The organism is Lebetimonas sp. JH292 (assembly GCF_000523275.1).
Classification (GTDB): Bacteria; Campylobacterota; Campylobacteria; order Campylobacterales; family Nautiliaceae; genus Lebetimonas.
Genome location: NZ_ATHQ01000001.1, coordinates 652,501 through 676,811 on the forward strand (window position 1 = coordinate 652,501; position 24,311 = coordinate 676,811).

At 31.3% G+C, this 24,311-nt stretch carries 32 protein-coding genes (1 of these 32 running past the window's edge); 22 read left to right on the plus strand and 10 right to left on the minus strand.

Features of this window, described 5'->3' with window-relative positions; all coding sequences use genetic code 11:
* The 8 genes from frr to DZ64_RS0103925 all read left to right on the plus strand — a co-directional run.
* Positions 1-185, plus strand: partial view of a ribosome recycling factor gene (frr, locus tag DZ64_RS0103890; protein ID WP_035003107.1) — the end only. It extends 370 nt beyond the left edge of the window; only the last 185 of its 555 coding nucleotides appear in the window; its start codon lies beyond the left edge, outside the window; it ends in the stop codon at positions 183-185.
* Between the two features lie 19 nt (positions 186-204).
* On the plus strand, positions 205-813 hold the full coding sequence (gene pyrE, locus DZ64_RS0103895; RefSeq protein WP_024789504.1) for an orotate phosphoribosyltransferase: 609 nt from the start codon (positions 205-207) through the stop codon (positions 811-813).
* Entirely contained in the window at positions 813-1,214 is a 402-nt protein-coding gene (locus tag DZ64_RS0103900) for an HIT family protein (protein ID WP_024789505.1), read from the plus strand. The genes pyrE and DZ64_RS0103900 overlap by 1 nt, the downstream gene beginning before the upstream one ends.
* Positions 1,196-2,236: an MFS transporter gene (locus DZ64_RS0103905; RefSeq protein ID WP_024789506.1), complete on the plus strand. Its 1,041-nt coding sequence runs from the start codon at positions 1,196-1,198 to the stop codon at positions 2,234-2,236. The genes DZ64_RS0103900 and DZ64_RS0103905 overlap by 19 nt, the downstream gene beginning before the upstream one ends.
* An 18-nt stretch (positions 2,237-2,254) precedes the next feature.
* Positions 2,255-3,220, plus strand: coding sequence for an ATP-binding protein (locus DZ64_RS0103910; RefSeq protein ID WP_024789507.1), 966 nt, complete (start codon positions 2,255-2,257; stop codon positions 3,218-3,220).
* Positions 3,202-3,774 carry a ribonuclease HII gene (locus DZ64_RS0103915; RefSeq protein ID WP_024789508.1) on the plus strand — a complete coding sequence of 191 codons (573 nt, stop codon included), beginning with the start codon at positions 3,202-3,204 and terminating at the stop codon, positions 3,772-3,774. Before DZ64_RS0103910 ends, DZ64_RS0103915 begins: the two co-directional genes overlap by 19 nt.
* Before the next feature lie 7 nt (positions 3,775-3,781).
* Positions 3,782-4,489, plus strand: coding sequence for a glucosaminidase domain-containing protein (locus DZ64_RS0103920; protein ID WP_024789509.1), 708 nt, complete (start codon positions 3,782-3,784; stop codon positions 4,487-4,489).
* Positions 4,490-4,553: 64 nt separating this feature from the next.
* A complete protein-coding gene (locus DZ64_RS0103925) occupies positions 4,554-5,351 on the plus strand; it encodes a mechanosensitive ion channel family protein (protein WP_024789510.1) in 798 nt (265 codons plus the stop codon).
* On the opposite strand, the gene DZ64_RS0103930 is transcribed toward DZ64_RS0103925, so the two are convergent.
* A complete protein-coding gene (locus tag DZ64_RS0103930; protein WP_024789511.1) occupies positions 5,348-6,268 on the minus strand; it encodes a D-2-hydroxyacid dehydrogenase in 921 nt (306 codons plus the stop codon). The genes DZ64_RS0103925 and DZ64_RS0103930 overlap by 4 nt on opposite strands.
* Positions 6,269-6,305: 37 nt before the next feature.
* Here DZ64_RS0103930 and DZ64_RS0103935 point away from each other — a divergent pair, with 37 nt between their 5' ends.
* On the plus strand, positions 6,306-7,010 hold the full coding sequence (locus tag DZ64_RS0103935) for a DUF3108 domain-containing protein (RefSeq protein ID WP_024789512.1): 705 nt from the start codon (positions 6,306-6,308) through the stop codon (positions 7,008-7,010).
* Here the strand turns inward: DZ64_RS0103935 and DZ64_RS0103940 are convergent.
* Positions 6,994-8,328, minus strand: a complete 1,335-nt coding sequence (locus DZ64_RS0103940; RefSeq protein WP_024789513.1) for an acetyl-CoA carboxylase biotin carboxylase subunit — start codon at positions 8,326-8,328, stop codon at positions 6,994-6,996. The two genes, DZ64_RS0103935 and DZ64_RS0103940, sit on opposite strands and share 17 nt — an antisense overlap.
* Entirely contained in the window at positions 8,325-8,771 is a 447-nt protein-coding gene (accB, locus tag DZ64_RS0103945; RefSeq protein WP_024789514.1) for an acetyl-CoA carboxylase biotin carboxyl carrier protein, read from the minus strand. The genes DZ64_RS0103940 and accB overlap by 4 nt, the downstream gene beginning before the upstream one ends.
* A 76-nt stretch (positions 8,772-8,847) precedes the next feature.
* On the opposite strand from accB, the gene dcd reads away from it, so the two are divergent.
* The 13 genes from dcd (at position 8,848) to DZ64_RS0104010 (ending at position 18,513) form a co-directional block, all read left to right on the plus strand.
* Positions 8,848-9,408, plus strand: a complete 561-nt coding sequence (gene dcd, locus DZ64_RS0103950; protein WP_024789515.1) for a dCTP deaminase — start codon at positions 8,848-8,850, stop codon at positions 9,406-9,408.
* A gap of 1 nt (position 9,409) precedes the next feature.
* Positions 9,410-10,102: an orotidine-5'-phosphate decarboxylase gene (gene pyrF, locus DZ64_RS0103955; RefSeq protein WP_024789516.1), complete on the plus strand. Its 693-nt coding sequence runs from the start codon at positions 9,410-9,412 to the stop codon at positions 10,100-10,102.
* Positions 10,102-10,839, plus strand: a complete 738-nt coding sequence (locus DZ64_RS0103960; protein ID WP_024789517.1) for a thioredoxin fold domain-containing protein — start codon at positions 10,102-10,104, stop codon at positions 10,837-10,839. Before pyrF ends, DZ64_RS0103960 begins: the two co-directional genes overlap by 1 nt.
* Positions 10,836-11,525 (plus strand): suhb, encoded by a 690-nt coding sequence (locus DZ64_RS0103965; protein WP_024789518.1) that lies wholly within the window; start codon positions 10,836-10,838, stop codon positions 11,523-11,525. Before DZ64_RS0103960 ends, DZ64_RS0103965 begins: the two co-directional genes overlap by 4 nt.
* A gap of 1 nt (position 11,526) precedes the next feature.
* Positions 11,527-12,375 (plus strand): acetyl-CoA carboxylase, carboxyltransferase subunit beta, encoded by an 849-nt coding sequence (gene accD, locus DZ64_RS0103970; RefSeq protein ID WP_024789519.1) that lies wholly within the window; start codon positions 11,527-11,529, stop codon positions 12,373-12,375.
* The gene (locus tag DZ64_RS0103975; protein ID WP_024789520.1) at positions 12,375-13,037 is read left to right on the plus strand and encodes a thiamine phosphate synthase; all 663 of its coding nucleotides are present in this window, start codon (positions 12,375-12,377) and stop codon (positions 13,035-13,037) included. Before accD ends, DZ64_RS0103975 begins: the two co-directional genes overlap by 1 nt.
* Complete coding sequence (locus tag DZ64_RS0103980; protein ID WP_024789521.1) at positions 12,971-13,402, plus strand: 23S rRNA (pseudouridine(1915)-N(3))-methyltransferase RlmH; 432 nt, start codon at positions 12,971-12,973, stop codon at positions 13,400-13,402. Before DZ64_RS0103975 ends, DZ64_RS0103980 begins: the two co-directional genes overlap by 67 nt.
* Before the next feature lie 114 nt (positions 13,403-13,516).
* Positions 13,517-13,879, plus strand: coding sequence for an RNA polymerase-binding protein DksA (gene dksA, locus DZ64_RS0103985; RefSeq protein WP_024789522.1), 363 nt, complete (start codon positions 13,517-13,519; stop codon positions 13,877-13,879).
* On the plus strand, positions 13,876-14,796 hold the full coding sequence (locus DZ64_RS0103990) for a hypothetical protein (RefSeq protein WP_024789523.1): 921 nt from the start codon (positions 13,876-13,878) through the stop codon (positions 14,794-14,796). Before dksA ends, DZ64_RS0103990 begins: the two co-directional genes overlap by 4 nt.
* Positions 14,771-15,697, plus strand: coding sequence for a tRNA-dihydrouridine synthase (locus tag DZ64_RS0103995; RefSeq protein WP_024789524.1), 927 nt, complete (start codon positions 14,771-14,773; stop codon positions 15,695-15,697). Before DZ64_RS0103990 ends, DZ64_RS0103995 begins: the two co-directional genes overlap by 26 nt.
* Entirely contained in the window at positions 15,697-16,299 is a 603-nt protein-coding gene (gene ribE, locus DZ64_RS0104000; RefSeq protein ID WP_024789525.1) for a riboflavin synthase, read from the plus strand. Before DZ64_RS0103995 ends, ribE begins: the two co-directional genes overlap by 1 nt.
* Before the next feature lie 139 nt (positions 16,300-16,438).
* Positions 16,439-17,821 (plus strand): Do family serine endopeptidase, encoded by a 1,383-nt coding sequence (locus DZ64_RS0104005; RefSeq protein WP_024789526.1) that lies wholly within the window; start codon positions 16,439-16,441, stop codon positions 17,819-17,821.
* Positions 17,818-18,513 (plus strand): YaaA family protein, encoded by a 696-nt coding sequence (locus tag DZ64_RS0104010; protein WP_024789527.1) that lies wholly within the window; start codon positions 17,818-17,820, stop codon positions 18,511-18,513. The genes DZ64_RS0104005 and DZ64_RS0104010 overlap by 4 nt, the downstream gene beginning before the upstream one ends.
* Here DZ64_RS0104010 and DZ64_RS0104015 read toward each other — a convergent pair.
* Genes DZ64_RS0104015 through DZ64_RS0104045 form a run of 7 tightly spaced genes read right to left on the minus strand, consistent with a single transcriptional unit; the run spans position 18,510 to position 24,289 of the window.
* Positions 18,510-19,049, minus strand: coding sequence for a hypothetical protein (locus DZ64_RS0104015; protein ID WP_024789528.1), 540 nt, complete (start codon positions 19,047-19,049; stop codon positions 18,510-18,512). The two genes, DZ64_RS0104010 and DZ64_RS0104015, sit on opposite strands and share 4 nt — an antisense overlap.
* On the minus strand, positions 19,039-19,776 hold the full coding sequence (gene mreC / locus DZ64_RS0104020) for a rod shape-determining protein MreC (protein WP_024789529.1): 738 nt from the start codon (positions 19,774-19,776) through the stop codon (positions 19,039-19,041). Before mreC ends, DZ64_RS0104015 begins: the two co-directional genes overlap by 11 nt.
* Complete coding sequence (locus tag DZ64_RS0104025; RefSeq protein WP_024789530.1) at positions 19,769-20,794, minus strand: rod shape-determining protein; 1,026 nt, start codon at positions 20,792-20,794, stop codon at positions 19,769-19,771. The genes mreC and DZ64_RS0104025 overlap by 8 nt, the downstream gene beginning before the upstream one ends.
* On the minus strand, positions 20,784-22,010 hold the full coding sequence (gene clpX, locus DZ64_RS0104030; protein ID WP_024789531.1) for an ATP-dependent Clp protease ATP-binding subunit ClpX: 1,227 nt from the start codon (positions 22,008-22,010) through the stop codon (positions 20,784-20,786). Before clpX ends, DZ64_RS0104025 begins: the two co-directional genes overlap by 11 nt.
* Positions 21,994-22,755: an acyl-ACP--UDP-N-acetylglucosamine O-acyltransferase gene (lpxA, locus tag DZ64_RS0104035; protein ID WP_024789532.1), complete on the minus strand. Its 762-nt coding sequence runs from the start codon at positions 22,753-22,755 to the stop codon at positions 21,994-21,996. The genes clpX and lpxA overlap by 17 nt, the downstream gene beginning before the upstream one ends.
* Positions 22,755-23,195: a 3-hydroxyacyl-ACP dehydratase FabZ gene (gene fabZ / locus DZ64_RS0104040; protein ID WP_024787345.1), complete on the minus strand. Its 441-nt coding sequence runs from the start codon at positions 23,193-23,195 to the stop codon at positions 22,755-22,757. Before fabZ ends, lpxA begins: the two co-directional genes overlap by 1 nt.
* A gap of 20 nt (positions 23,196-23,215) precedes the next feature.
* Complete coding sequence (locus DZ64_RS0104045; RefSeq protein ID WP_024789533.1) at positions 23,216-24,289, minus strand: epoxyqueuosine reductase QueH; 1,074 nt, start codon at positions 24,287-24,289, stop codon at positions 23,216-23,218.
* Between the last annotated feature and the right edge of the window lie 22 nt (positions 24,290-24,311).

A 24,311-nucleotide genomic window follows, 5' to 3' on the forward strand; every position in this document is an offset into this window, starting at 1 on the left:
AAATAGCTATTAGAAACGTAAGACGCGAATCCAATGATAAAATAAAAAAAATGTTTAAAGACAAAGAAATAACAGAAGACGAAGAAAGAAAAGGACTCGATAAAATTCAGGAAATAACCGATAGTTTTGTTAATAAAGTTGATGAAACTGTAAATAAAAAAATTGATGAAGTAATGAAAGTTTAATTAAGTGAAAAATAAACAAATGAATGTAAAAGATATTTATGAAAAACATGGCGCTTTATTAAAAGGCCATTTTCTTTTAAGCAGCGGCAAACACAGCGAATATTACCTTCAAAGTGCGAGGGTTTTGGAATATCCAGAAGTTGCCGAGACTTTGGCAAAAGAACTTGCAAAAAAAATAATTGAAGCCGGAGTTAAAATAGATACTGTATGTTCTCCGGCTATCGGGGGACTGCTTGCCGGATATGAATTAGCAAGGGCTCTTGGTGTCAGACTTATTTTTACCGAAAGAGTTAACGGTAAAATGACTTTAAGAAGAGGATTTGAAGTAAAGGAAAATGAAAAAGTATTAATCTGTGAAGACATTATCACAACCGGCGGATCCGCAATGGAAGCGGCAAGGGAAATTGAAAAAAGAGGCGGCAGGGTAGTAGGATTTGGGGCAATTGCCAACAGAGGCGTCTGTAAAAGAGTTAATGGAAAAACCGAGAGAAAACCTGAATGTAAATTACCCCAAAACAAACCTCTTTTTGCGTTAGAAGACTTTGATTTTGAAGTTTATGAACCACAAAACTGCCCAATGTGCAAAGCAGGAAGCAAACCAGTTAAACCCGGCAGCAGAGGAAATTAGTGAACTGCCCTTTGTGTAATCCGGAAAATGAAGATATAATTTTTCAGAATACCCTTTTTAGGGTTATTTTGATTAATGAAATTCCTGGCTACATTAGAATCATTACACAAAAACATATAAAAGAATTCAGCGATTTGGAAGATAAAGAAATAATACAAATAATGCAGTCTGTTAAAAATATTGAAAAAACAATGATAAAACTGCTTAATCCTGATAAAATAAATATTGCTGAATTCGGAAATATGGTTCCCCACCTCCATTTTCACATAATACCGAGATATATAAATGACCCATGGTGGCCGGCAAGCACTTTTTGTAAAAAAGTAAGAAATTTTACGTATCCAAAGTTTGATAAAAACAGATATAAAAAAGCAATAAAAGCGTGCTTAGAGAATTTATAGCCCTTAGTTTATATTATTTCCTCTTTTTTGCATTAATCGGTGATTATGTAATTTTTATGCCAAAAATGTATTCAGTTTATTTTACACCGGCTCAAATAGGAATTCTTTTTTCCATGCTTCCAATTGCCAGATTTTTAACTCCTTTTTTGTTTTTTAAACTTACAATAAATAAAAAAATATTTTTATCGGCGCTTACATTTTCAATATTTGCTTCATTTTTACTTATCAATAAAAATTTTTATTTAATTTCTTTCGCTTTTTTTCTGATAGGGGCATGCTTTAGTGTAATATTTCCTTATATTGAAACAATTGCAGTTGAAAAATTAAAAGAAAATTACGGCAGGGCGAGAGTGTATGGAAGTCTGGGATTTATGCTGTTTGGGATTATATTTTCATATTTTAAAATAAATTTCATTTATATTTTTATTATTTTGATGATATGTACCAATATTACAGCTTTATATTTTTTGGAAGACAAATATGTAAAAAAAGAAAACAGACCGATAAATTTTTTTATTGCATGGAAATTTTGGTTTGCTTTAATATTAATGCAGATTAGTTTCGGGGGATTTTATAACTTTTTTACAATTTATAATTTAAATCATAACATTCCAAAAGAGATAAACGGGTGGCTTTGGGCTATAGGGGTAATTGCTGAAATTTTAATTTTTCTAATTCAACATAAATTTATAAAAAAATACCCCCCTCTCTTTTGGATTAAAATTTCAATATTTTTAACATCAATTAGATGGCTGATGCTATATTTATTTGCAGGCAATATAATTTTAATAGCGCTTTCGCAGCTGCTTCATGCTTTTTCTTTTGCTATATTCCATACATCTGCTATGTTGTATCTTTTTGGAATTTATAAAAACAAAACACTTGCCCAGCAGTTTTATGCAGGAATCGGTTACGGGTTTGCCGCATTTTTAGGAAGTGTCATATCAGGAATTTTATACGGAGAAAATCTATATTTATACGAAAGCCTGATAGCAATGGCGGGATTTTTAATTATGTTATAATTAAGCAAAAAGGTTTTTATGTTTCCCAAAAAAATATATGACAGAAAAATAAAATTAAATTATGAAAACACATTAATTACCGGCCCTAAAGGGGTTGGAAAAACATTTTTGATTTTTAATTTTTTAAAAAAATTTAAAGGTAGCTGGGAATATTATAACTTCTCTGATTACAGGGAAAAAAACTTTGAATTAACATCCGATTTAATTATTTTTGAAAATTTCGATTTTTCGGTAAAAATTCCTGCTGATAAAACAGTTTTTATAACAAGCTCTGAAAATATTGAAATTGAAAATTTTAAAAAAATAGAATTAAAAGCGCTTGATTTTGAAGAATTTTTCGCTTTCGAAAAATCAAATTCCCCGACAAACACATTTGATAAATTTTTAAAATACGGGAATTTTGCAAAAAACGCTTTTGTAGAAGATTATTTTAAAGAAGAATATTTAAAAGATGTGTTTGACTTACTACCTTTTAATAAAGAAATTTTAAAATTCTTTTTTGCCCACATCGGCGAAAAGCTGACTCTTTATCAAATATTTCAGATTTTAAAAAAAAGAATAAAAATAAGTAAAGACAGTTTTTATAAAACAACAAACGAATTGATTAAAAACAGGGTTATTTATGAAGTTGAAAAGTATAAAGCACCAAAATCACCTAAAAAATTTTTTGCTTATAATTTTGCCTTCAGAAATATTTTAACTAATAAAAAAAATTTTTTCCATAAATTTGAAAATATGGTTTTTCTTAAATTAAATGAAAAAGAAATTTATTACAAAGATACCCTTAATTTTTATTTGCCTCAAAAAGAGATGGGAATACTTGTAATGCCTTTTGCAGATGAAAACACAATTTTGGAAAAACTAAACAAAGTAAACGATGTAAAAAAAATTGAAATCATTACAATTTCAAACGAACTTGAAATAAAACATAAAAATTTTGAAGTGGAGGTAAAGCCGTTTTGGCAATGGAGATTTGCGGAATAGACGAAGCAGGACGCGGACCTATAGCTGGACCTTTGGTAGTAGCCGGATGCTTAATAAATGAAAAATGTAAAGTAAAAAGTGAAAAATGGTATAAAGAGTTAACAGATTCAAAAAAATTAACTCCTAAAAAAAGAGAGGAACTATTTGAAATAATAAAAGAGACCAGTGTCTATCATATTGTATGGATAGATAATAAAACAATAGATAAAAAAGGGCTTTCTTTTGCCATCAATTTTGCATTAAAAGAAATAAAAGAAAAAATTAAAGCGGACAAATACCTGTTTGACGGAAACAGTAATTTTGGGGTTAAGCAAATAGAAACTATAATAAAAGGGGATTTGAAAATTAAAGAAATAGGCGCAGCAAGTATTTTGGCAAAAGTAAGCAGAGACAGATATATGATAAAAATTGCCGGTAAATATCCCGAATATAATTTTGCCAAACATAAAGGATATATAACGAAAGAGCATATTGAAGAAATTAAAAAATTCGGATTTAGCGATATTCACAGAATCAGCTATAAATTAAAAGCATTAGAGAAAACACTTTTTTAGGAGTAAAATGAAAAAAACTATTTCACTTTTAATTTTTAATTTTTTACTTTTCACTGTTTTAAACGCCGCTTTCCCGGACTGGTATTATAATATTAAAAATATTAACGAGCAAAAAAAAGCATTTGTGGAAATAATGCTGCCTTTAATTCAAACAGAAAACAAAAATATATTAAATTTAAGAAAAAAAATTATTCAAATCTTTAACGATCCGGCTTTTTTATTAAAACCAAAAAAAATTGCTTTTTTGGCCAAAGCGGCCAAAAAATACAAAATAAAAGATATACTGAATAAAAATGAATTTTTAAAAAAAATAAACACAATACCCCCTTCACTCGCCCTGGCCCAGGCTGCAATAGAAAGCGGATGGGGAAAAAGCAGATTTGTTAAGTTAGCTAACAACCTCTTTGGACACTGGGAATATTCCAATAAAGGACTTCCTCCGAAAGACAGATATGACAATATTGATATAAATTATTCATTAAAAATATTTCCAAGCATTGAAGATTCAATAAGAGTATATATGCTAAACTTAAACAGAAACCCAGCTTATAAAGAATTTAGAAATTTAAGATATTTTTACAGATTAAAAAATAAAAAATTCACAGGCCTTATAGCTGCAACTACAATGGAATTATATTCCCAAAAAAGAGATGAATATGTGAAACTTCTTCAAAAAATGATAATCCAAAACCATTGGGAAAAATTTGATAAATAAATTTTGTCATTTAAATATCATTTAAATTTGTTAAAATACTGTTAACACGAAAAAGGAGAAAAAAATGGATAAATATATTAATTTGACAATGCAGTGGGGAATCAAAATCATCGGAGCCATTGCCATTTATATCATCGGTAAATGGATTGCGAAAATTATTACAAATATTGTGAAAAAACTTCTGGAAAAATCAAAAGTAGATATTACACTGGTAAAATTTTTAGGAAATTTAACATATATCGGTCTGCTTATTTTAGTAATCATTGCAGCTCTTGGAACATTAGGGGTTGATACCACCTCTTTTGCTGCAATAATTGCGGGTGCAGGTTTAGCTGTAGGTATGGCACTTAAAGATAATATATCAAATTTCGGTGCGGGAGTATTGATTTTATTCCTTAGGCCGTTTAAAATCGGGGATTTTGTTGAAGCGGCCGGAACTTCTGGCGTTGTTGATGAAATAGGTATTTTCAACACTATTATGAAAACAGGGGATAACAGAGTAATTATAATTCCTAACAACAATATAATCGGAAATATTATAATAAATTATTCAAGAGAAAAAATCAGAAGAATTGATTTGGTAATAGGCGTGGGATATGAAGATGATTTAAAACTGACTAAATCTATACTAGAAGAAATTTTAAGTTCTAATCCTAAAATATTAAAAGAACCGGCACCGACAGTGGCTCTTGCAGAATTGGCTGATAGCAGTGTTAATTTTAATGTAAGACCCTGGGTTAAGAGTGAAGAGTACTGGGAAGTAAGAAGCGAACTTCTTGAAACTATTAAAGAAACATTTGATAAAAAAGGAATAAATATCCCTTATCCTCAAATGGATGTACACATAGAAAAAACGGCTTAATTTCCGCTTTTTATAAATTTTTCTATATTTTTATAAATTTCTTCCATCAATTTTTTCCTTGCTTCAATACTGCTCCAGGCCATATGCGGGGTTAATAAAACTTTTTTACTTTTTAAAAGCGGATTATCAATATTTACAGGTTCTTTTTCAAATACATCCAGACCTGCAAAAATATTTTTTTCTTTTAAAATTTTTGACAAATCATCTTCATTTATTATTCCACCTCTTCCAACATTTACTAAAATACTTCCTTCTTGCAAGAGCGAAAGTTTTTCATAATTTAAAAGATTTTTTGTATTTTCGTTTAAAGGCGCATGGATTGTTATTATTACTGAAGTTTTAAGAAGCTCTTCAAGTTCAACTCTTTTAAATTCATCTGAATTATTTTTACCGCTTGTAGAATAATAAACAACCTCAGCTCCAAAACTTTTAGCTAATTTTGCAACACCCTTTCCAATTTCACCAAGTCCAATAATTCCCCATATTTTACCTTTAATCTCAAACCAGTTTTGAATATGGGTAAATATTTTAGAATTAGAATATTCATTTCTTGTATATTTATCAAAATAACAAATTTTATTTATAAGTCCTAAAACTAAAGCAAAAGTATGTTGAACTACTGCATTTGTAGAATATCCCGCCACATTTTTTACAATAACCCCTTTCTTTTTAGCATATTCTATATCCACATTATTCATCCCAGTTGCAGCAATTTGAATAAATTTTAATCTTTTTGCATTATCTAAAACACTGTTATCAATTACAACTTTATTAGTTACAATTATATCAGCATCTTTAATCCTATCTATTGTTTCATCTTTATCTGTAGTCTGATAAATTTCAACCTCACCGAATTCTTTAAACCTTTCAAAATCTACATTTCCAAGGCTTAGAGCATCTAAAAACACTATTTTCATTTGTCTCCTTTGATATAATTTCTAAAAAAGGCAAATTATGAAATATATTTTACTATGTTTTTTATTCTTTTCATTATACTCTAAAACAATAACTGCCACATATGAGGCAAAATACGGCTGGTTCGGCACAATTGCAACAGCCCAGGGTTTTTTTGAAAAGAATCAGACAAACTATAAAATTCAGACAATAGTAAAAACAAAAGGGCTCGCAGCCGTACTTTCGCATCATATGATACAAAAATACACAAGCATAGGAATAATTAAAAATAATAAACTGATTCCTTTTGAATATATCACATACAGAAAAAGGGGGGATAAAGAATATAAAAGAATATATCTGTTTGACCATAAAAAGAAAACAATTACAAGGATAAAATACTTTAATAACAAATTTGACGGAAAGGAAAAATTCGATTATTATGCGCCTCAGGATATTTTAAGCCTTTATTTTAATTTGCCGTTATATCTCAAAGACAAAAATAAAATTTATACATTTTATGCATTAGGGGCAAGAAAGCGTGACGGAAGGGTTGATGTAAATTTTTGCAAAAAAAATATTTTTGAGAGTAAAGGCGTTTGTATAAAAGCAAATTTATATAATAAAGTTTTTTCAGGGGATAAAGGAATTCTATATTTACTTATAAACCAAAAAAACTGGGTTACTTTAGAAGGAATTGTAAAAAATGTATTAAAAATCGGGGACTTGAAAGGTAAAATAATAAATTTTAAGCAAGTCCCTTAGTTTCAAGATATTTAGTATCATAGTTATTATTTAGAAAATCTTCATTTTCAAGCATTTTTAAATGAAACGGTATTGTAGTTTTTATGCCGCTTATTTGAAATTCCCTCAGAGCCTCTTTCATAATTTCAATGGCTTCGCTTCTATCTTTTCCCAAAACAATTACTTTTGCAATTAAACTGTCATAATACTGGGGAATAATATAACCTGCATATATATGTGTATCAACCCTTACATCTTTTCCTCCCGGAATATAAAGCTTTTGAATTTTTCCGGGATTTGGAATAAATTTATCAGGATCTTCGGCCAAAATTCTGCATTCAAGGGAATGCCCTTTTATATTTATATCTTTTTGTTCAGGTATTTTTTCACCTTCTTCTACTCTTATCATCCATTCAACCAGATCAATTCCGCTTACCATTTCACTTACCGGATGTTCTACCTGAAGCCTTGTATTCATTTCCATAAAATAAAAATTTAAATTTTTATCTACTAAAAATTCAATTGTTCCGGCTGAATAATATCCTATAGCTTTAGCGGCTTTTACAGCCGTTTCACGTAATTTATTCCTGGTTTTTTCATCTAAAATAACTGCCGGGGATTCTTCTATAAGTTTTTGGTGTCTTCTTTGAAGAGAACAGTCCCGCTCACCCAAATGAATAACATTTCCGTGTTTGTCGCCTAAAATCTGAACTTCAACATGGCGCGGTTTTTCAATATATTTTTCCATATAAATAGTTGGGTCTCCAAAAGCACTCTGGGCTTCACTTGAAGCTGCCAAAAAAGCATTTTCTATATAACTTTCATTTTCAACAACCCTCATTCCTCTTCCGCCTCCGCCGCTTGCCGCTTTGAGAATAACAGGATATCCTATTTCAGCAGCCACTTTTTTAGCAGCTTCAACATCTTTTACAGCCCCGGCACTACCCGGAATTACGGGAACACCAGATTTTTTCATAACTTCTTTGGCTTTTGATTTATCGGCCATAAGCTCCATAACTTCAAGACTCGGACCTATAAAAGCGACATTATGGGCTTTGCATATTTCTACAAACGTCTGATTTTCACTCAAAAATCCGTATCCGGGGAAAATTGCATCACATTCAGTAATTTCTGCCGCACTTATTATAGAGGGTATGTTTAAATAACTCTCATTGCTTCTTGGGCCGCCTACACAGACGCCCCCGTCGGCAAAATTAAGATAAACTGCATCCCTGTCGGCCGTAGAATAAATTGAGACAGCCTCTTTTTTTAATTTATGTATAGCCCTGATAGCCCTTAAGGCAATTTCCCCTCTGTTTGCTATTAAAATTCTTTTCATAATTTTTTAACCTTAAAAAGGGGGGTATCAAATTCAACAGGTTGGCCGTCTTCCACTAAAATATCGAGTATTTCACAATCAAATTCGGCTTCCAATTCATTCATTATTTTCATAGCTTCTATAATACAAAGCGTATCTCCCTTTTTTATTTTATCGCCCACTCTTACATAAGGAGGGGAATCCGGACTCGGAGCCTGATAAAAAGTCCCGACCATCGGAGAAGTAATAAGTTCCCCTTCCACTTCACACTCAGGTTTTGCTTCCACTTTTTGAACAGCCTTAGGAGTTTCTTCCAAAGCCAATGCCGGTGCCGGTATCTGGGCAGGAGCGGTTTTTACAGATTTATCAAGAAAAATCCTAAATTTTTCATTTTCAAGTTCCAAAACATTGGCTTTTGAATTATCAAATATTTTTACAATTTCTTTTAATGTTTCAATATCCATAATATTAACTCCTTAATCCTTTTTAAAATGATATCATAAATTTGTTATAATTTTAAATATTCAAAAAAGGAAGCCAATGGGTGTAAAATCTGATAAATGGATTAGGACAATGGCCAAAGAATTTGGCATGATAAATCCTTTTGAAGAAAAACAGGTTCGCACAAACACTATAAGCTACGGAGTTTCTTCATACGGATATGATATAAGAGTAAGTGATGAATTTATGGTTTTTACAAATATAAATTCCACTATAGTTGACCCTAAAAATTTTGATGAAAACAATGTAGTTAATATTAAAGGCGACTGCATTATTCCTCCAAATTCATTTGCACTTTGCAGGAGTGTGGAATATTTTAAAATGCCAAGAGACGTACTTGCAATATGTGTTGGAAAATCAACTTATGCAAGATGCGGGATTATTGTAAATGTAACACCGATTGAACCTGAATGGGAAGGGCATATTACTATAGAAATAAGCAACACCACACCTCTTCCGGCAAAAATTTATGCAAATGAGGGAATTGCACAGTTAATTTTTCTTAGCGCTGATGATGAAATGTGCGAAATCAGCTACGCCGATAAAAAAGGAAAATATCACGGGCAAAAAGGAATTACCCTTCCTAAGGTGGATAAATAAAATGAAACTCTGTATTGCTTTAGATTTACCGAGTAAAGAAGAAAATTTAAAATTAGCTAAAGAAATTGGCGAATATGCAAATGATATTTGGCTTAAAGTCGGTTTTAGAAGCTATATAAGAGACGGAAACGAATTTATATTTAAATTAAAAAACTTAGGCTATAATATTTTTTTAGATTTAAAATTGTATGATATTCCAAATACAATGGCTGATGCAGCAGAAGAAATCACAAAACTTGGAATTGATATGTTCAATATTCATGCAAGTGCAGGTGAAAAAGCAATGAAAGAAGTAATGAAAAGAATTTCTAAATTCGAAAAAAGACCGTTAGTTTTGGCGGTAACGGCACTGACCAGTTTTTCAAACGATGAATTTAAAAAAATATACGGAAACGATATTGACATTAAAGCCAAAGAATTCGCAAAAACAGTTTTTCATTCCGGGCTTGATGGAGTTGTATGCAGTGTTTGGGAAAGCAAGGAAATTAAAAACATCACTTCAAATAATTTTATTACACTTACGCCTGGAATAAGACCGTTTGGAGAAGATGCAGGAGACCAAAAAAGAGTTGCTGATATAAAAGCGGCAAAAGAAAATAAAGTTAATTTTATAGTTGTGGGAAGACCTGTTTATCAGGATAAAAATCCAAAACAAAAAGTTGAAAAAATATTAAAAAAACTCAAGGAGAATTAATGAAAAAAGTATTTTTAAGTTTAAGTGTAGCAATAAGTCTATTTGCAAGCGATAAACTGTTACCTAAAAAAGAATTAAATTCCGTTTTAAAATCAAGTATTTTATATCCAAGACTCGCTCAGGATATTAAAAAAGGCCTTATCAAAGTCAGAGGTGTAAAAAAAGACAGATTTTATATAATAAATATTCAAACAAAAAGAGGAGCCGGAAATATTTATATAACAGCCGATAAAAAATATACTGTTATAGGAAGAATATTAAACAATAAAAACGGAAGCACATTAAGCGCAAATTTTCCGGTAAATAAAAAAATAGTAAATGAGGGAATATCTTTTTCTTTCGGAAAAGGTAAAAAAGATTTATATGTTGTTACAGACCCTGAGTGTCCGTTTTGCAGAATGATGGAACAGAAAACAAAAAATAACCTGGCAAAAAATTACAGAGTTCATGTAATTTTGTTCCCTTTGCCGTTTCATAAAGACGCAAGGGCAATGAGCTGTTATATTTTAGCGGGAAAAACAGATGAAGAAAAATCTCAAAGAATGAAAGAAACAATGCTTGGGGATAATAAATGGAAAAATTATAAACCTTCAAAAACAGAACTCAACAAATGTTACAGCGAGCTTGAAAAATCAAAAAGAGCGGCAATTGAACTTCAGGCAAAAGGAACTCCAAGCGTTTATGATGAAAATTTTAATTCTATTGAATGGCCGAGTTTAGTTAAAGGTAAAAAATGAGTTTTATCGATGCTACTTTATGCGCAAGTTTAAAAATCATAAGGGCCCTTCACGAAGAAGAAGGTATTTTTGAAGCCAAAGGAATAGGATTTGGAGGTGATAGAAGTTTAAAAATAGACCTTTTGGCAGAAGAAATGTTTATAAAGGCATTAAGCCACTATGGAAATATTTTTTCAGAAGAAAGAGGGTTTATAGATAACAAGAAAGATAAAAGAATTATAATTGACCCGATTGACGGAAGTTACAACGTCTCAAACCATATCCCCTATTTTGGAAGCAGTGTTTATCTTGAAGATGAAGCGGCTGTTATTGTAAATTTAAGTAACGGTGATTATTTTGTTAAAGACAAAAACGGCAAAAGATTTGAAAATTTATTTAGAAAACCGTTTCAGTCAAATTACAGACACGATGTCGTTTTATTTGAAAAGGCATACAAAAATCCGGAAATTGTCGCAAAATTAAATAAACATAATTTAAAATTCAGAGCACCTGGTGCACTCAGTTTATCCCTGTGTTACGGAGAATTTTCAAAAGCGGTAATATACAAAGGGGAAATAAGGGAATTCGATATTGCCGCCGCAAAATTTTATAACAGCGAATATTTCTGGTATTTTGAGGAGAGTTTAATAATAATGGCACCTAAAAAAAATGATTTAGAAGAAATTCTAAGGATAATAAAGGAATAAAATGGGATTCAGTAATTTTTTGAAAAAATTTAAAAAACCTCAGCCTAAAAAAGAAGACACCTCCAACAACTGGATAAAATGTCCCGCATGTGGTGCAATTAGTTTTTACAAAGAAGTTCAAAAACAAAACAATACATGCCCAAAATGCGGATATCATTTCAGAATGAGCGCAAATGACAGAATAAAATTACTTGCTGATGAAGATACTTTTACTGAATTTGACAAAAACTTAAAACCTAACGACCCTCTAAATTTTGTGGATAAGAAAAGCTATAAAAAAAGAATAGAAGAAAATTACAAAAAAACACAAAACTACTCTTCTGTAATAAGCGGAGAATGCAGAATTAATTCTATCTTAACCCAGCTTGTTGTTTTTGATTTTAACTTTATGGGAGGAAGCCTGGGAAGCGTTGAAGGTGAAAAAATAGTAAGGGCTGTAAAGAGAGCCATTGAGAAAAAATGCGGTTTGGTTATTGTATCCACCAGCGGAGGTGCCAGAATGCAGGAGAGCACATTTTCTCTTATGCAAATGGCTAAAACATCCGCGGCACTTGCAAGTTTAGCTGAACATAATCTCCCCTATATTTCTGTTTTAACAGACCCGACTTTCGGGGGAGTAAGTGCAAGTTTTGCATTCTTAGGCGATTTTATTATTGCAGAACCCGGGGCAATGATTGGATTTGCAGGACCCAGGGTTATTAAACAAACAATCGGGGAAGATCTGCCCCAAGGCTTTCAAAGGGCGGAGTTTTTACTTGAACACGGGCTAATAGATATGGTTGTAAAAAGAGACAAATTAAAACAGAGTATTGCCGATTTATTAAAATATACGCTAAAGAATGCCGGTTAATGATTTATGCCCTCTTAGACTGGGATACGCTGCAAAAATATCATTTATCCATTAAAGAGTTTTGCAAAACGGCAAAAGGACTTAAAGCAAAATTTTTACAATACAGAGACAAAAATTCCTCTCTGAAAGAAAAATTAAACAGACTCCGTGAAATTAGAAAACAGTGGAAAAAAACATTAATAATAAATGATGTAATAGAACTTCTTCCTTATGCTGACGGAATACACATAGGACAGGAAGACCTTGAAAATTTATGCAAAAGATTTAATCTGTCAAAAAAAGAAATGATATTAAATTTAAAAAATGGGAAAATTAGTGGCCAAGTTCCAAGTTACAAGTTACAAGACAACAAATTTAAAACCAAAATTGTTGGTCTTTCCACTCACAATAAAAAAGAGATACTTAAAGCCAATAAACTACCGCTTGATTATATAGGGCTTGGAGCTTACAAAAAAACTTCCACAAAAGATACATCAAATATTTTGGGAAAAAAAGCAATAGAACTTATAAAATTTTCAAATCATCCTGTTGCAATTATAGGCGGAGTAAAAATTTATGATAAAATTCCAGCCATAAAAGTAATAGGAAGCGATATATGCAAATTAACGTCTATTCGATTGAAAAAAAAGAAGAATATAAAAAAGAGATTGAAGAATTTATAAAAAAATCACGAGCTTTTGCAGATGTTAAAAATATAACACTCTATTCTAAAAATCTTTCCAAAACAAATAATCCAAAAAGAGAATATTCAAACATTTTTGAAAAATATACAGCTGAGGGGTTCAATATTATATTAACGCCGGAAGGGAAACTGATTGATTCAATTGAATTTTCAAAGATGTTTGAATATCCTAAAATTAACTTTTTTATAGGGGGTGCTTGGGGATTTGACGAGGAATTCAAAAAAAAAGGGATTAATGTTTCGCTGACTCCTTTAACTATGGGTCATAAAATAGCAAAAATTGTTTTATTTGAACAAATTTACAGAGCTCTTAGTATAAAAAACAATCATCCGTATCATAAATAGTGAAAATGGTGAGTAGTGAGCTTGCCCGGCCGCTTGAAAAGCGGCGGGGTGGTGAGTTGTGAGTTATGAGTTGCTAAGAAGCCAAGTTTAATTAAGAAATAAAAAGGAGAGAGAATGACAATGAATAACAATCATATTTTTAAAGAAAAACTGCTTGAAAGAAAAAAAGAAATTATTAAAATTCTTGATGACATTACAAACGAAATAAAAGAACTTTCATGTGATGATGTATGTGACGAAGGCGATGAGGCTACAAGTGCGATGGACAGCGGAAGAAAACAGCAAATTTATTTAAAATTAAAAGAGGAGCTAAACGAAATAGAAGTTGCTCTTAAAAAAATAGAAGAAGGGACTTACGGAATATGTGAAATGTGCGAAGAACCTATAAATAAAGAAAGGCTTTTAGTCAAACCATATGCAAAATATTGTATAATATGCAGAGAACTAATTGAAAAAGAAGGAAAAAACAAAAAATGAAAAAATATTCCGTTTTCAGTCTTATTTTTATTGCATTAATGACTCTTTTTGTTTATATACAGGATAATTCATCCACCACCTTTTCAATATTTGGAATTAATATCTCTTTGCCTAATGCCGTATGGATAGCACTGTTTTTAGGAATTTTTTATATTTTATCCATTCTGTTTTTTGTTTTTATACATTTACAAACCTTCTTTTATAAAAAAAACATACAAAAAGATATAGAAATAATGATAAATAATATTAAAAACAAAATTCTTTATAAAAACAGTTTAAAAGAAGTCAAAGTTCTTAAATACTGCAACAATTTTGTAAAAAACATCAACGGGCTTAATATAGAACCAAATCCCAGTGAAAAATTTGAATTTTTAGAAGATTTAAAAAAACTTAAAAACGGCGAGGTTATAGAAATCAGCAAATATAAACTGAATGAAAACAATCCGTGGTATATTTTAAATATAAAAAACAGACTTAAAAAAGATGGAAATTATGCAAAAGAAGTGTTGAGAAAATTTAAAAATGAAGAACTTAAAAAAGAAGCTTTCCAAATTTTTGCCCAAAAAGCCCCTATCGAAGAAATTTTAAAATATAACTACCCTCTAACAAAAGAGATAATACTTTCGCATATAAATGATAAAGATTTAAAAAAACTGCTTGAAATTGCCAAACTCTCTAAATTTGAAGAAATAGAAATAGCAAAAGCACTTTACGGCTCAAGAACGCCTGATGAGGAACTTGAAATAATATCTCCGTTTGTTTACGGAAGTGCTTATTTGGCATTAAAATATGAGCATATTGAAAAAGCAAAAGAAATTATTGAAGAGCATTCACTTAAAATTTTTGAATATATTTTAAAATTAAAAGAATGCGGAGTCAAAATAGACATTGATGAATATCTTCAGGCAATATCCTAAATTTTTTTTGGCTCCTTTAGCAGGATATACCGACCGTCCGTTCAGAAGCGTCGTTAAAAAATTCGGATGCGATTTGACATTTTCTGAAATGATAAATGTAAATGCAATTGCCTATAATAATGAAAAAACAAAAAAAATGATGCAAAAATCCCCAATTGAAACACCTTATTTTGTACAAATTGCCGCCAATAATATCCAAAACGCAAGAAAAGCTGTAGAAATTATTAATGAAATAGATGAAATTGACGGAATTGACATAAACTTAGGATGCCCTGTAAAAAAAGCCAGAAGGAGCGGATTTGGAGGAATTTTGCTAAAAGATGAAAATAAAGAATTTTTAAAAGAAATTATAAAAGTAATTGTCAATACTTCCAAAAAACCTGTAAGTGCCAAAATAAGGCTTGGATTTGAGAGAAGCGTAGCGGTAGAGAGGGCTAAAATGCTTGAAGATCTGGGAATTAAATTTTTAACTCTTCACGGAAGATTGGTCACACAAATGTACAAAGGTAAAAGTAATTATGAAGAAATCAAAAAAGTGGTAAAAGCCGTAAATATCCCGGTAATTGCAAATGGAGACATTACCGATTTCAAAAAAGCCAAATATGTGCTTGAATATACTGGTGCAAAAGGCGTCTCAATTGGAAGAGGTGCTATCGGAAAACCCTGGATTTTTCTTGAAATGAAACAAAGCGGTAATATTACACCTAAGCAGAAAAAAGAAGTAATAATTGAACATTTAAAACAGATGCATAATTTTTACAGAGATTACGGCGTTATTTTATTTAGAAAACATGCGCATGGATATTCAAAAGGAATAGAAAAAGCAAGCGAATTTAGAAGTAAAATAAATAGTGTTACTGAGTTTAATGAAGCAATGGAATTAATTGAGGAGTATTTTTAATGTTTAACGGAGTGATAAGAGAAATAGGAAAAATAAAAAATTTCAGCAATAATAAACTAAGGATAATTTCAAAATTAAAACCGCAAACAGGAGACTCAATAGCGGTAAACGGAGCATGTCTAACGGTTACCAAAATTTTTAGTGACGACTTTGAAGTAGAACTCTCTCCTGAAACTCAAAAAGTAGTCGCAATTGAAAATTACCAAAGTGGGAAAAAAGTCCATTTAGAAGAAGCATTGCGTTTTGGTGACAAAATAGACGGACATCTGATTCAGGGACATATAGACGCAGTTGGAGACATACTTGAAATTAAAAAAAACAGAAACTCTTATGATGTAATAATAAAAACAGACCCTAAAATAATGAAATATATTGCTCCAAAAGGTTCTATTGCAATAGATGGAATCAGCCTTACAATAAATGATGTTTTTTCTGACAGGTTTAGATTGACTATCGTTCCCCATACTTTTGAAAACACTCTATTTAGAGAATATAAAATTCATAGGAGGGTAAATATAGAAACAGATTTGTTTGCAAGATATATATATAATATGTTTAAAAAAGAAAATAATAATTTCGATGAGGTTTTGGCCTGGTGGTAATATTAAATGTTAAATGATGAATGTTAAATGTTGAATTGAAAATTAATTTTTAAGAAAAGTTTAAGAAATTTAATATTTTAACCTCTTTTTAATAAAAAAGATTTATACTTATGAAAACAAAAACTTTTAAGGAGAGGTTATGAAAAAGATTATATTAAGCTCATTTTTAGCAGCTGCCTTGTTGGCAGGAAATATCAATATAAAAAGTGACAATTCCACATTAAACAGAGTTGCGCCTAATCAAAATCAGGTTATGTCCTTTTCACCTGTAGTAAAAAAAGTAATCCCTAGCGTTGTAAACATTTCCACCACTAAAATAGTAAAAATAAAAATTCCCGATCAGTTCAGAAGATTTTTCAACGACCCGTTTTTTAAAAGATTCTTCGGACCGTTCGGAAATGTTCCAAACACTCCGAAAGAACAGAAAGAATATGCACTCGGTAGCGGCGTGATTATCTCCAAAAACGGATATATTGTTACAAACAATCATGTTGTATCGGGAGCAACTAAAATTATAGTTAAAACATTTGATGGGAAAAAATATACAGCAAAACTTATAGGAAGCGACCCGGCAACAGATATTGCAGTTATAAAAATAGAAGCAAAAAATTTACATCCTATCACTTTTACAGATTCAGACAAAGCAAAAGTGGGGGATGTTGTTTTGGCTATAGGTGAACCTTTCGGACTCGGAGAGAGTGTGACACACGGAATTATAAGTGCAAAAAACAGAACTTCAATTGGACTAAATTCCTATGAAAACTTCATTCAAACCGATGCAGCTATAAATCCCGGGAACAGCGGAGGGGCGCTTGTTGATTTAAAAGGTAGGCTTATAGGGATAAATTCTGCAATAATTACAAAAAGCGGCGGAAATAACGGAATCGGATTTGCAATTCCAAGCAATATGGTCAAATTTGTAGCAACTTCACTTATTGAAAAAGGGAAAGTTATAAGAGGCTATCTTGGGGTTATGATTAGCAATATAGATTCAAGTAAGGCAAAACTGTACGGAATTGACCACGGTGTACTTGTAAACAAGGTTCAAAAAAATTCCGCTGCCAGTAAAGCTGGAATAAAACCTGGGGATATTATTGTGGCGGTTGACGGTGAAAAAGTTAAAAATGCAGGCGAACTCAGAAATAAAATAGCATTTAAAGGAGCGGGGGCCGAAATTACTTTAACCGTTTACAGAAACGGAAAATATATAACACTAAAGGCAAAATTAAAAGCTCTAAAAGTAAAAAAAGAAAAAATTCAAAATATTAAACTGCTTGAAGGCCTTACTTTGAAAGAAGAAAAAAATGAAGTCAAAGTAGATAATGTCAATCCAAATTCTTATCCTGCAATGGTGGGCGTTCAAAAAGGCGACATTATACTTGCGGTTAAAACCGTAAAAACGGGAAAATGGGTTGAAATACACTCAATAAATGAATTGAAAACTTTGTTAAAAGGATTGGACAGGGGTGACGCACTGCTCAAATTAAAAAGAGAAAATTCAATATTCATAATTCAGTTATGAAAATTTTATTAGCCCCGAGCGAGAGAAAAACAAATGGGGGAGATTTTCCTCCTATTAATAAAGACTCTTTTATATTTCCTGAAATATATAAAAAAAGAGTTGAAATTGTTAAAAAGTATGATGAGTTTTTACAAAAGAATACAGATACGAAAAATTTTGGTGATGATAAATCTTCAGTTTTTATACGTCCTACAAAAAAAGCGGTTTTAAGATATTCAGGGGTTGCTTTTGAATATTTAGACTATCCTTCCCTGGATAAAGAATCTCAAAATTATATAGATGACAATCTGTTTATTTTTTCCAATCTTTTTGGAGTAATAAGCGCAAAAGATTTAATTCCTTTTTATACACTTAAACAGGGAGCAAAACCGGGATTTGATATTTATAAAGCCCACAAAGAAATATTTACTCCTATTTTAGACAAAATTAATGAAAATGAAGAATTTATTGATTTAAGAGCTAAATTTTATGAAAAAATATATAAACCGAAAAATGCAGTTACATTTAAATTTATAAAAAACGGTAAAATTGTAAGCCATTTTGCCAAGGCTTACAGAGGCAGACTTACAAGAATTATAGCTGTAAATAAACCTTCAAACATTAATGAACTTTTAAAAATAAATTTTCCTGATATTAAAATAATAGAAATAACAGAAAAAAAAGGAATTAGAGAAATAGTTTGTGAGATTTAAACATCATCAATTCCGTCAAAATCGTCAAATCCGCTGTCAAAATCATTATCAGGTAAATTATTTTCATAACTTTCATAATAATCATTATCCATTATATCATCATTGTTAGATAAATTATTTTCATCCAGTTTTTGATCAATTTCATCAAGCTTACTGTCAATTTCGTTCAGTCTTTCATCAATATTATCAAAATTATTATCAATTGTTTCATTTATCTCATTTTTATCCATTCCGAGAGATTCTCCAAAATTTTCAGGGGTAACGGAATGATCAAACAATAAATGATAAAGTCCCATCCCGGCCATTGAACCCGTAAGGGAGCCCAAAAAACTATTTCCAAAGCCACCTAAGGAACTGCTTGAAGAATGTTTCGTCTGAGTTTGGGTTTGAGTCTGAAAATCCTGACTTGAGAACTTTTTTTCCCCATCTCCTGATTTTTCTTCCAATTTTGAAATCCTTTTATCTAATTCATCAACCTTCCCAGCCAATTTTTCAATCACCAAGCCCATTTTTTTTAATGTGTTTTCAATTTCCATTGTTACCTCCTTCAATTACATAAAAAAATTCCGGATGTAAATCATTATAAAAAAGCTTTACCTTTGCCTCCTGGTAAAGTTTCTTTTGTATTATTTCAGTTATTATACCAACTTTCGCACCTTTGTAAAAAATACCGTCGAGCCCGCTTGTAACAACCTCGTCCCCCACATTTATATGTTTAAATTTGGGAATATATTTTAATGTATCTGTTTTTCCGTAAAAAATACCGGGAATTTCATTTTTTCCTATATAAACGGTATATCTTGTTTTTTCATTTGAATTAAGAATAGCCAGTGAATAATTTCCTATATTTTTAATAACCTCCCCACAAACTAAATTATTATAAACCAATCCTTTAGGCTTAATTAATTTTTTATGATAATTTAAATAAATTTTACTAAAATCAGGCACTGAAGCATAAGAGATGGTATAAACAAATTTCAGATTGGGTTTATTTATATATTTAAAATATTTTAAATCCCTGCAAGAGTTAATTTTAGCTTCCAGATTATTTATTTTGTTTACCAGCAGTTCATTTTTTTCAACAAGATTTTTAATTTTTTCCGCCTGATTAAAATGCTCATTTATTTGTTCATAAATTTTATTTTTTATAAAAAGAACACTGTTCCCGACATATAAAGAAGATTCAATTATAAAATCCTTAAAAAGAAAAGAAAAGAAAAAAGCTAATAATAAGCTTATAATTAAAATTAATTTTTTACTCATTGATACTTGAAAGAAGTTCTATTTCATCAAGCACTTTTCCAGTTCCCTTAGCAACTGCAAGAAGCGGCTCTTCTGCAACATATACAGGAAGGTTAACCAAATCACTTATATATGAATCAATCCCTCTGAGAAGGGCTCCACCTCCAGTCATTACAATACCGTTTTCTACAATATCCCCTGCCAAATCGGCCGGAGTTTCTTCTAAAACTTCTTTTAAAGCTTCACCAATATCTTTTACCGGCTCTTTTAAAGCCTCTCTTATATCTTCGCTTGTAATTGTAATTGTTTCAAGAAGCCCGGAAATTTTATTTTTTCCTTGAATTTGTAAAGTCAATTCCTCTTCAAGTTTAACGGCACTTCCTATTTCTTTTTTAATTTCTTCCGCTGTTCTTTCACCTATAATCAGGTTATATTTTTTATTTATATAATCAACTATAGATTTATCAAACTTATCTCCTGCGACCCTGATTGATTTACTTACCACCAAACCGCCTAAAGATATTACACCTATTTCTGTCGTACCACCGCCTATATCAATTACCATGCTTCCCTGAGGCTCTTTTACAGGAAGCCCTGCCCCGATTGCAGCCGCCATCGGCTCTTCTATTAAATAAACTTCCCTAGCCCCAGCACTCATGGCAGATTCTTTAACGGCTTTTCTTTCAACCTGGGTTAATCCGAAAGGCACACAGATTACAATTCTTGGACGAATCAGGGTTTTTCTGTTGTGAACTTTTTGAATAAAATGTCTTATCATCTCTTCAGTTACAGTAAAATCGGCAATTACCCCGTCTTTCATAGGTCTTATTGCCACTATGTTTTTAGGAGTTTTTCCGACCATTTCTTTTGCTTTGTGACCTACAGCCAAAACCCTTCTTTTATGTTTATCATCCTGAATGGAAACAACACTCGGTTCATTAATAACTATTCCTTTTCCTTTAATGCTTACAAGCGTATTTGCAGTACCCAAATCAATTGCTAAATCACTGCTGAAAAGCCCTAATAATTTATTTAGCATTTTTATTCCTTTTTATAAAAATAGGCTCATTCTTTTTTTCTATTACATCTTTTGTAATAATTATTTCATATCCCCTGTATTCAGGTAAATTAAACATAATATCAACCATTGCCTCCTCAAGAATAGCCCTGAGCCCTCTGGCTCCTGTGCCTCTTTGAATGGCTTTTTTGGCAATGGCCCTTAAAGCGTCTTCTTCGTAACTCAGTTTAACATTATCAAGTGCAAAAAGAGCCTGATATTGTTTAATTAAAGCATCTTTTGGCTGGGTTAAAACCCTTATTAAATCATCTTCGCCAAGTTCTTTTAATGTGGCAATAACGGGAAGCCTTCCGATAAGTTCCGGAATAAGGCCGTATTTAACCAAATCTTCAGGTTCTACCAATGCATAAATATCATCTTTTTTCATTTTTGCTTTTGCATTTCCCAAAAATCCAACGGTTGAACCTTCAAGCCTTTTTTCTATAATATCACCCAGTCCGTCAAATGCACCACCGCATATAAATAAAATATTGCTTGTGTCTATTTGTATAAACTCCTGGTTCGGATGTTTTCTTCCACCCTGAGGAGGAACGTTTACTATACTTCCTTCTATAATTTTTAAAAGAGCTTGCTGGACACCTTCTCCGGATACATCTCTTGTAATGGAGCGGTTTTCAGAAAGTCTTGAAATTTTATCAATTTCATCTATAAATACAATACCCCTTTGGGCCCTCTCAATATCCCAGTCGGCAGCCTGAATTAATTTTAATAAAACATTTTCAACATCCTCCCCTACATACCCGGCTTCCGTTAAAGAAGTCGCATCTGCTATTGCCAAAGGAACATCAAGAAGCTTTGCAAGAGTTCTTGCTATTAATGTTTTACCGCTTCCTGTTGGCCCTATCATCAAAATATTTGATTTTTGAATTTCTACATCCTGATTCTCACCGTAAAGTATTCTTTTATAATGGTTATAAACAGCAACTGAAACAATTTTTTTAGCCTTTTCCTGACCAATTACATATTCATCCAAATGGGCTTTTATCTCTTTTGGGGTTAATAATTTTATCTGCTCGCTTTTTTTATCTTTTTTATCCTGCTTTTCCTCGGCCCCCATTATAATTTCATAAGCGGTTATTACACAGTTTTTACAAATAAAAGTCTTATTGTCCGGTGCTGCCAAAAGAGGGTTATCTTCACTCTCAACACTTCCACAAAAACTACATTTTTCTAACATACGGTATTCCCCTTTTTGAATTTAATACAAACTCGCATAAATGTTTTACATATTTATTGTGATTATTTTCCAATATTTTTTTTGCTACATCTTTTAACGATTTTCCGCTTTCAAACAGTTCTTTATAAGCTTTTTTAAGTTCATCTATATCGTTTCTGTTCTCAAGCTTTCTCCTAAGTCCTGTAATATTAAGACCCCTTAGTTTCGCCCTGTTTCCCTCAGCTAAACAATAAGGAGGAATATCCTGGCTTAAAGCGCTTGCACCAGCTATCATGGCAAATTCTCCTATTTTTACAAACTGGTGAATCGGAGTCATACCCCCGATTACAACATTGTTTTCTAAAACCACATGCCCAGCTAAAGTTGCCGCATTTGCCAAAATACAGTTATTTCCTATTATTACATCATGCGCCACATGGACATATCCCATTAAAAGGTTGTTATTCCCTATTTTTGTCACTCCACCTCCGCCTTGGGTCCCTGGATTTATTAAAGTAAATTCACGGATTTTATTATTATCACCTATTACAAGATAGGTTTTTTCACCGTTATATTTTAAATCCTGAGGAATACTTCCTATAACTGCATGGGAAAATATATGATTATTATTTCCTATTTTTGTATATCCCGTAATTACGGCATATGGGTCTATTATACAGTTATCCCCTATTTCTACAAATTCATCAATTATTGCACCCTCGCCTATTTTACAGTTTTTACCAATTTTACCTTTTATATTATTCATTATTTATCCATTATCATAGCTTTTAAATCAGCTTCGGCTACAATTTCATTATCTATATATGCTTCCCCGTGAAGCATCCAGATTTTCCCTCTTTGTTTAACAGTTGAAACCCTGTATTCCAATCTGTCCCCTGGTCTTACCGGTTTTCTGAATTTTGCATTATCTATACTCATAAAATATACGACTTTGTTTTTTAACTCTTTTTTATCCATTACAGTAAAAGGTAAAACTGCTCCGGTTTGAGCCATACCTTCAATTATTAAAACACCTGGATATATGGGATGGCCCGGAAAATGCCCCTGAAATACAGCGTTTGTAATAGAAATATTAAGAAAACCTTCCACATATTCTCCTGTTTTTACACTGGTAATTCTGTCTACCAGTAAAAAAGGATATCTGTGCGGAAGCATTTCCTGAATTTCATTAATATTATAAACCATTTTTTTCCTTTTTTTAAAAATTATATCAAAATTTCCCGTGTGTCAGGATATATTTTAGCTTCTATTTTTATATCCATTGTTTTATCCGTCAGTTTATCTAAAACTATTATAGGCGATAGATTAAACGGTGTGTTTGTAATAATATTTCTAATTTTTAATTCTTCTTCTATATTTAAAGGTTTTGAAAAAAGCTCTTTAACATTTTTATAATTTTTATTCAAAATTTCATTTACTTTTTTAATTGGGATAAATATTATATTTGCCCTGTTCGCATACCCTATTTCATCTTTTATATATTCAATTCTAACCCTTTGTTTTCTATCTAAATATGAATAAAATAAAACATAACTATAAATTATTTCACTTTTCACTTTAAATTTTACACTTTGACGAAGCAGTCTGTAATTTAAAAAGCTCTCTTTTTCAATTTTATATTCAACTCCTTTTTCTTCAAACTTCATTCTATTTTCATAAAAATTCAGTCTCTCTTCTATGCTTGAGAGAAGTATCTGAAATGGAAAAGGAGATATTAACTCATCAATAATTTCCTGATTTTGTTTTTGCTGCCAAATTCCGTAAATACATCCGCAGTAATCCTGCCTGTAAACTTGATTTTCTTTTGCATATAACTGCTGCTCTTGCGTACCTCCTTTTTTCCTGTAATCAACTACTAAAAAATCGACATCATATTTTCTTTTTACCGCTTTTCCGATTGATGCCAGCTGCTCCTGGGATTTCATCGGAGACATAAGAAGCGAAGTTGTAATTTTATTTACCCCTATTTTTTTAGCAAACCTTGCCGCTCTTTCAAGGGAATGGACAAAACAAATTGAACATCTAATTCCTTTTTCAGGCTCTTTTTCATAACCTTTTACAGCCTTTAACCAGCTTTCATAATCATATTCACCCTCAATATATTCAACCCCAAGTTTTTCACAAATTCTTTTTGTATCTAAGCTTCTTAATTTAAATTCGCTGTATGGATGGATATTTGGGTCGTAAAAATAACCTGTAATTTTTTCATCCGGATAATCCTTTTTTAGCCTTTTTATAAAATATCCGGCATCCACACTGCAACATAAATGTACAACCATAAAAAACCTTCTTAATGTTTAA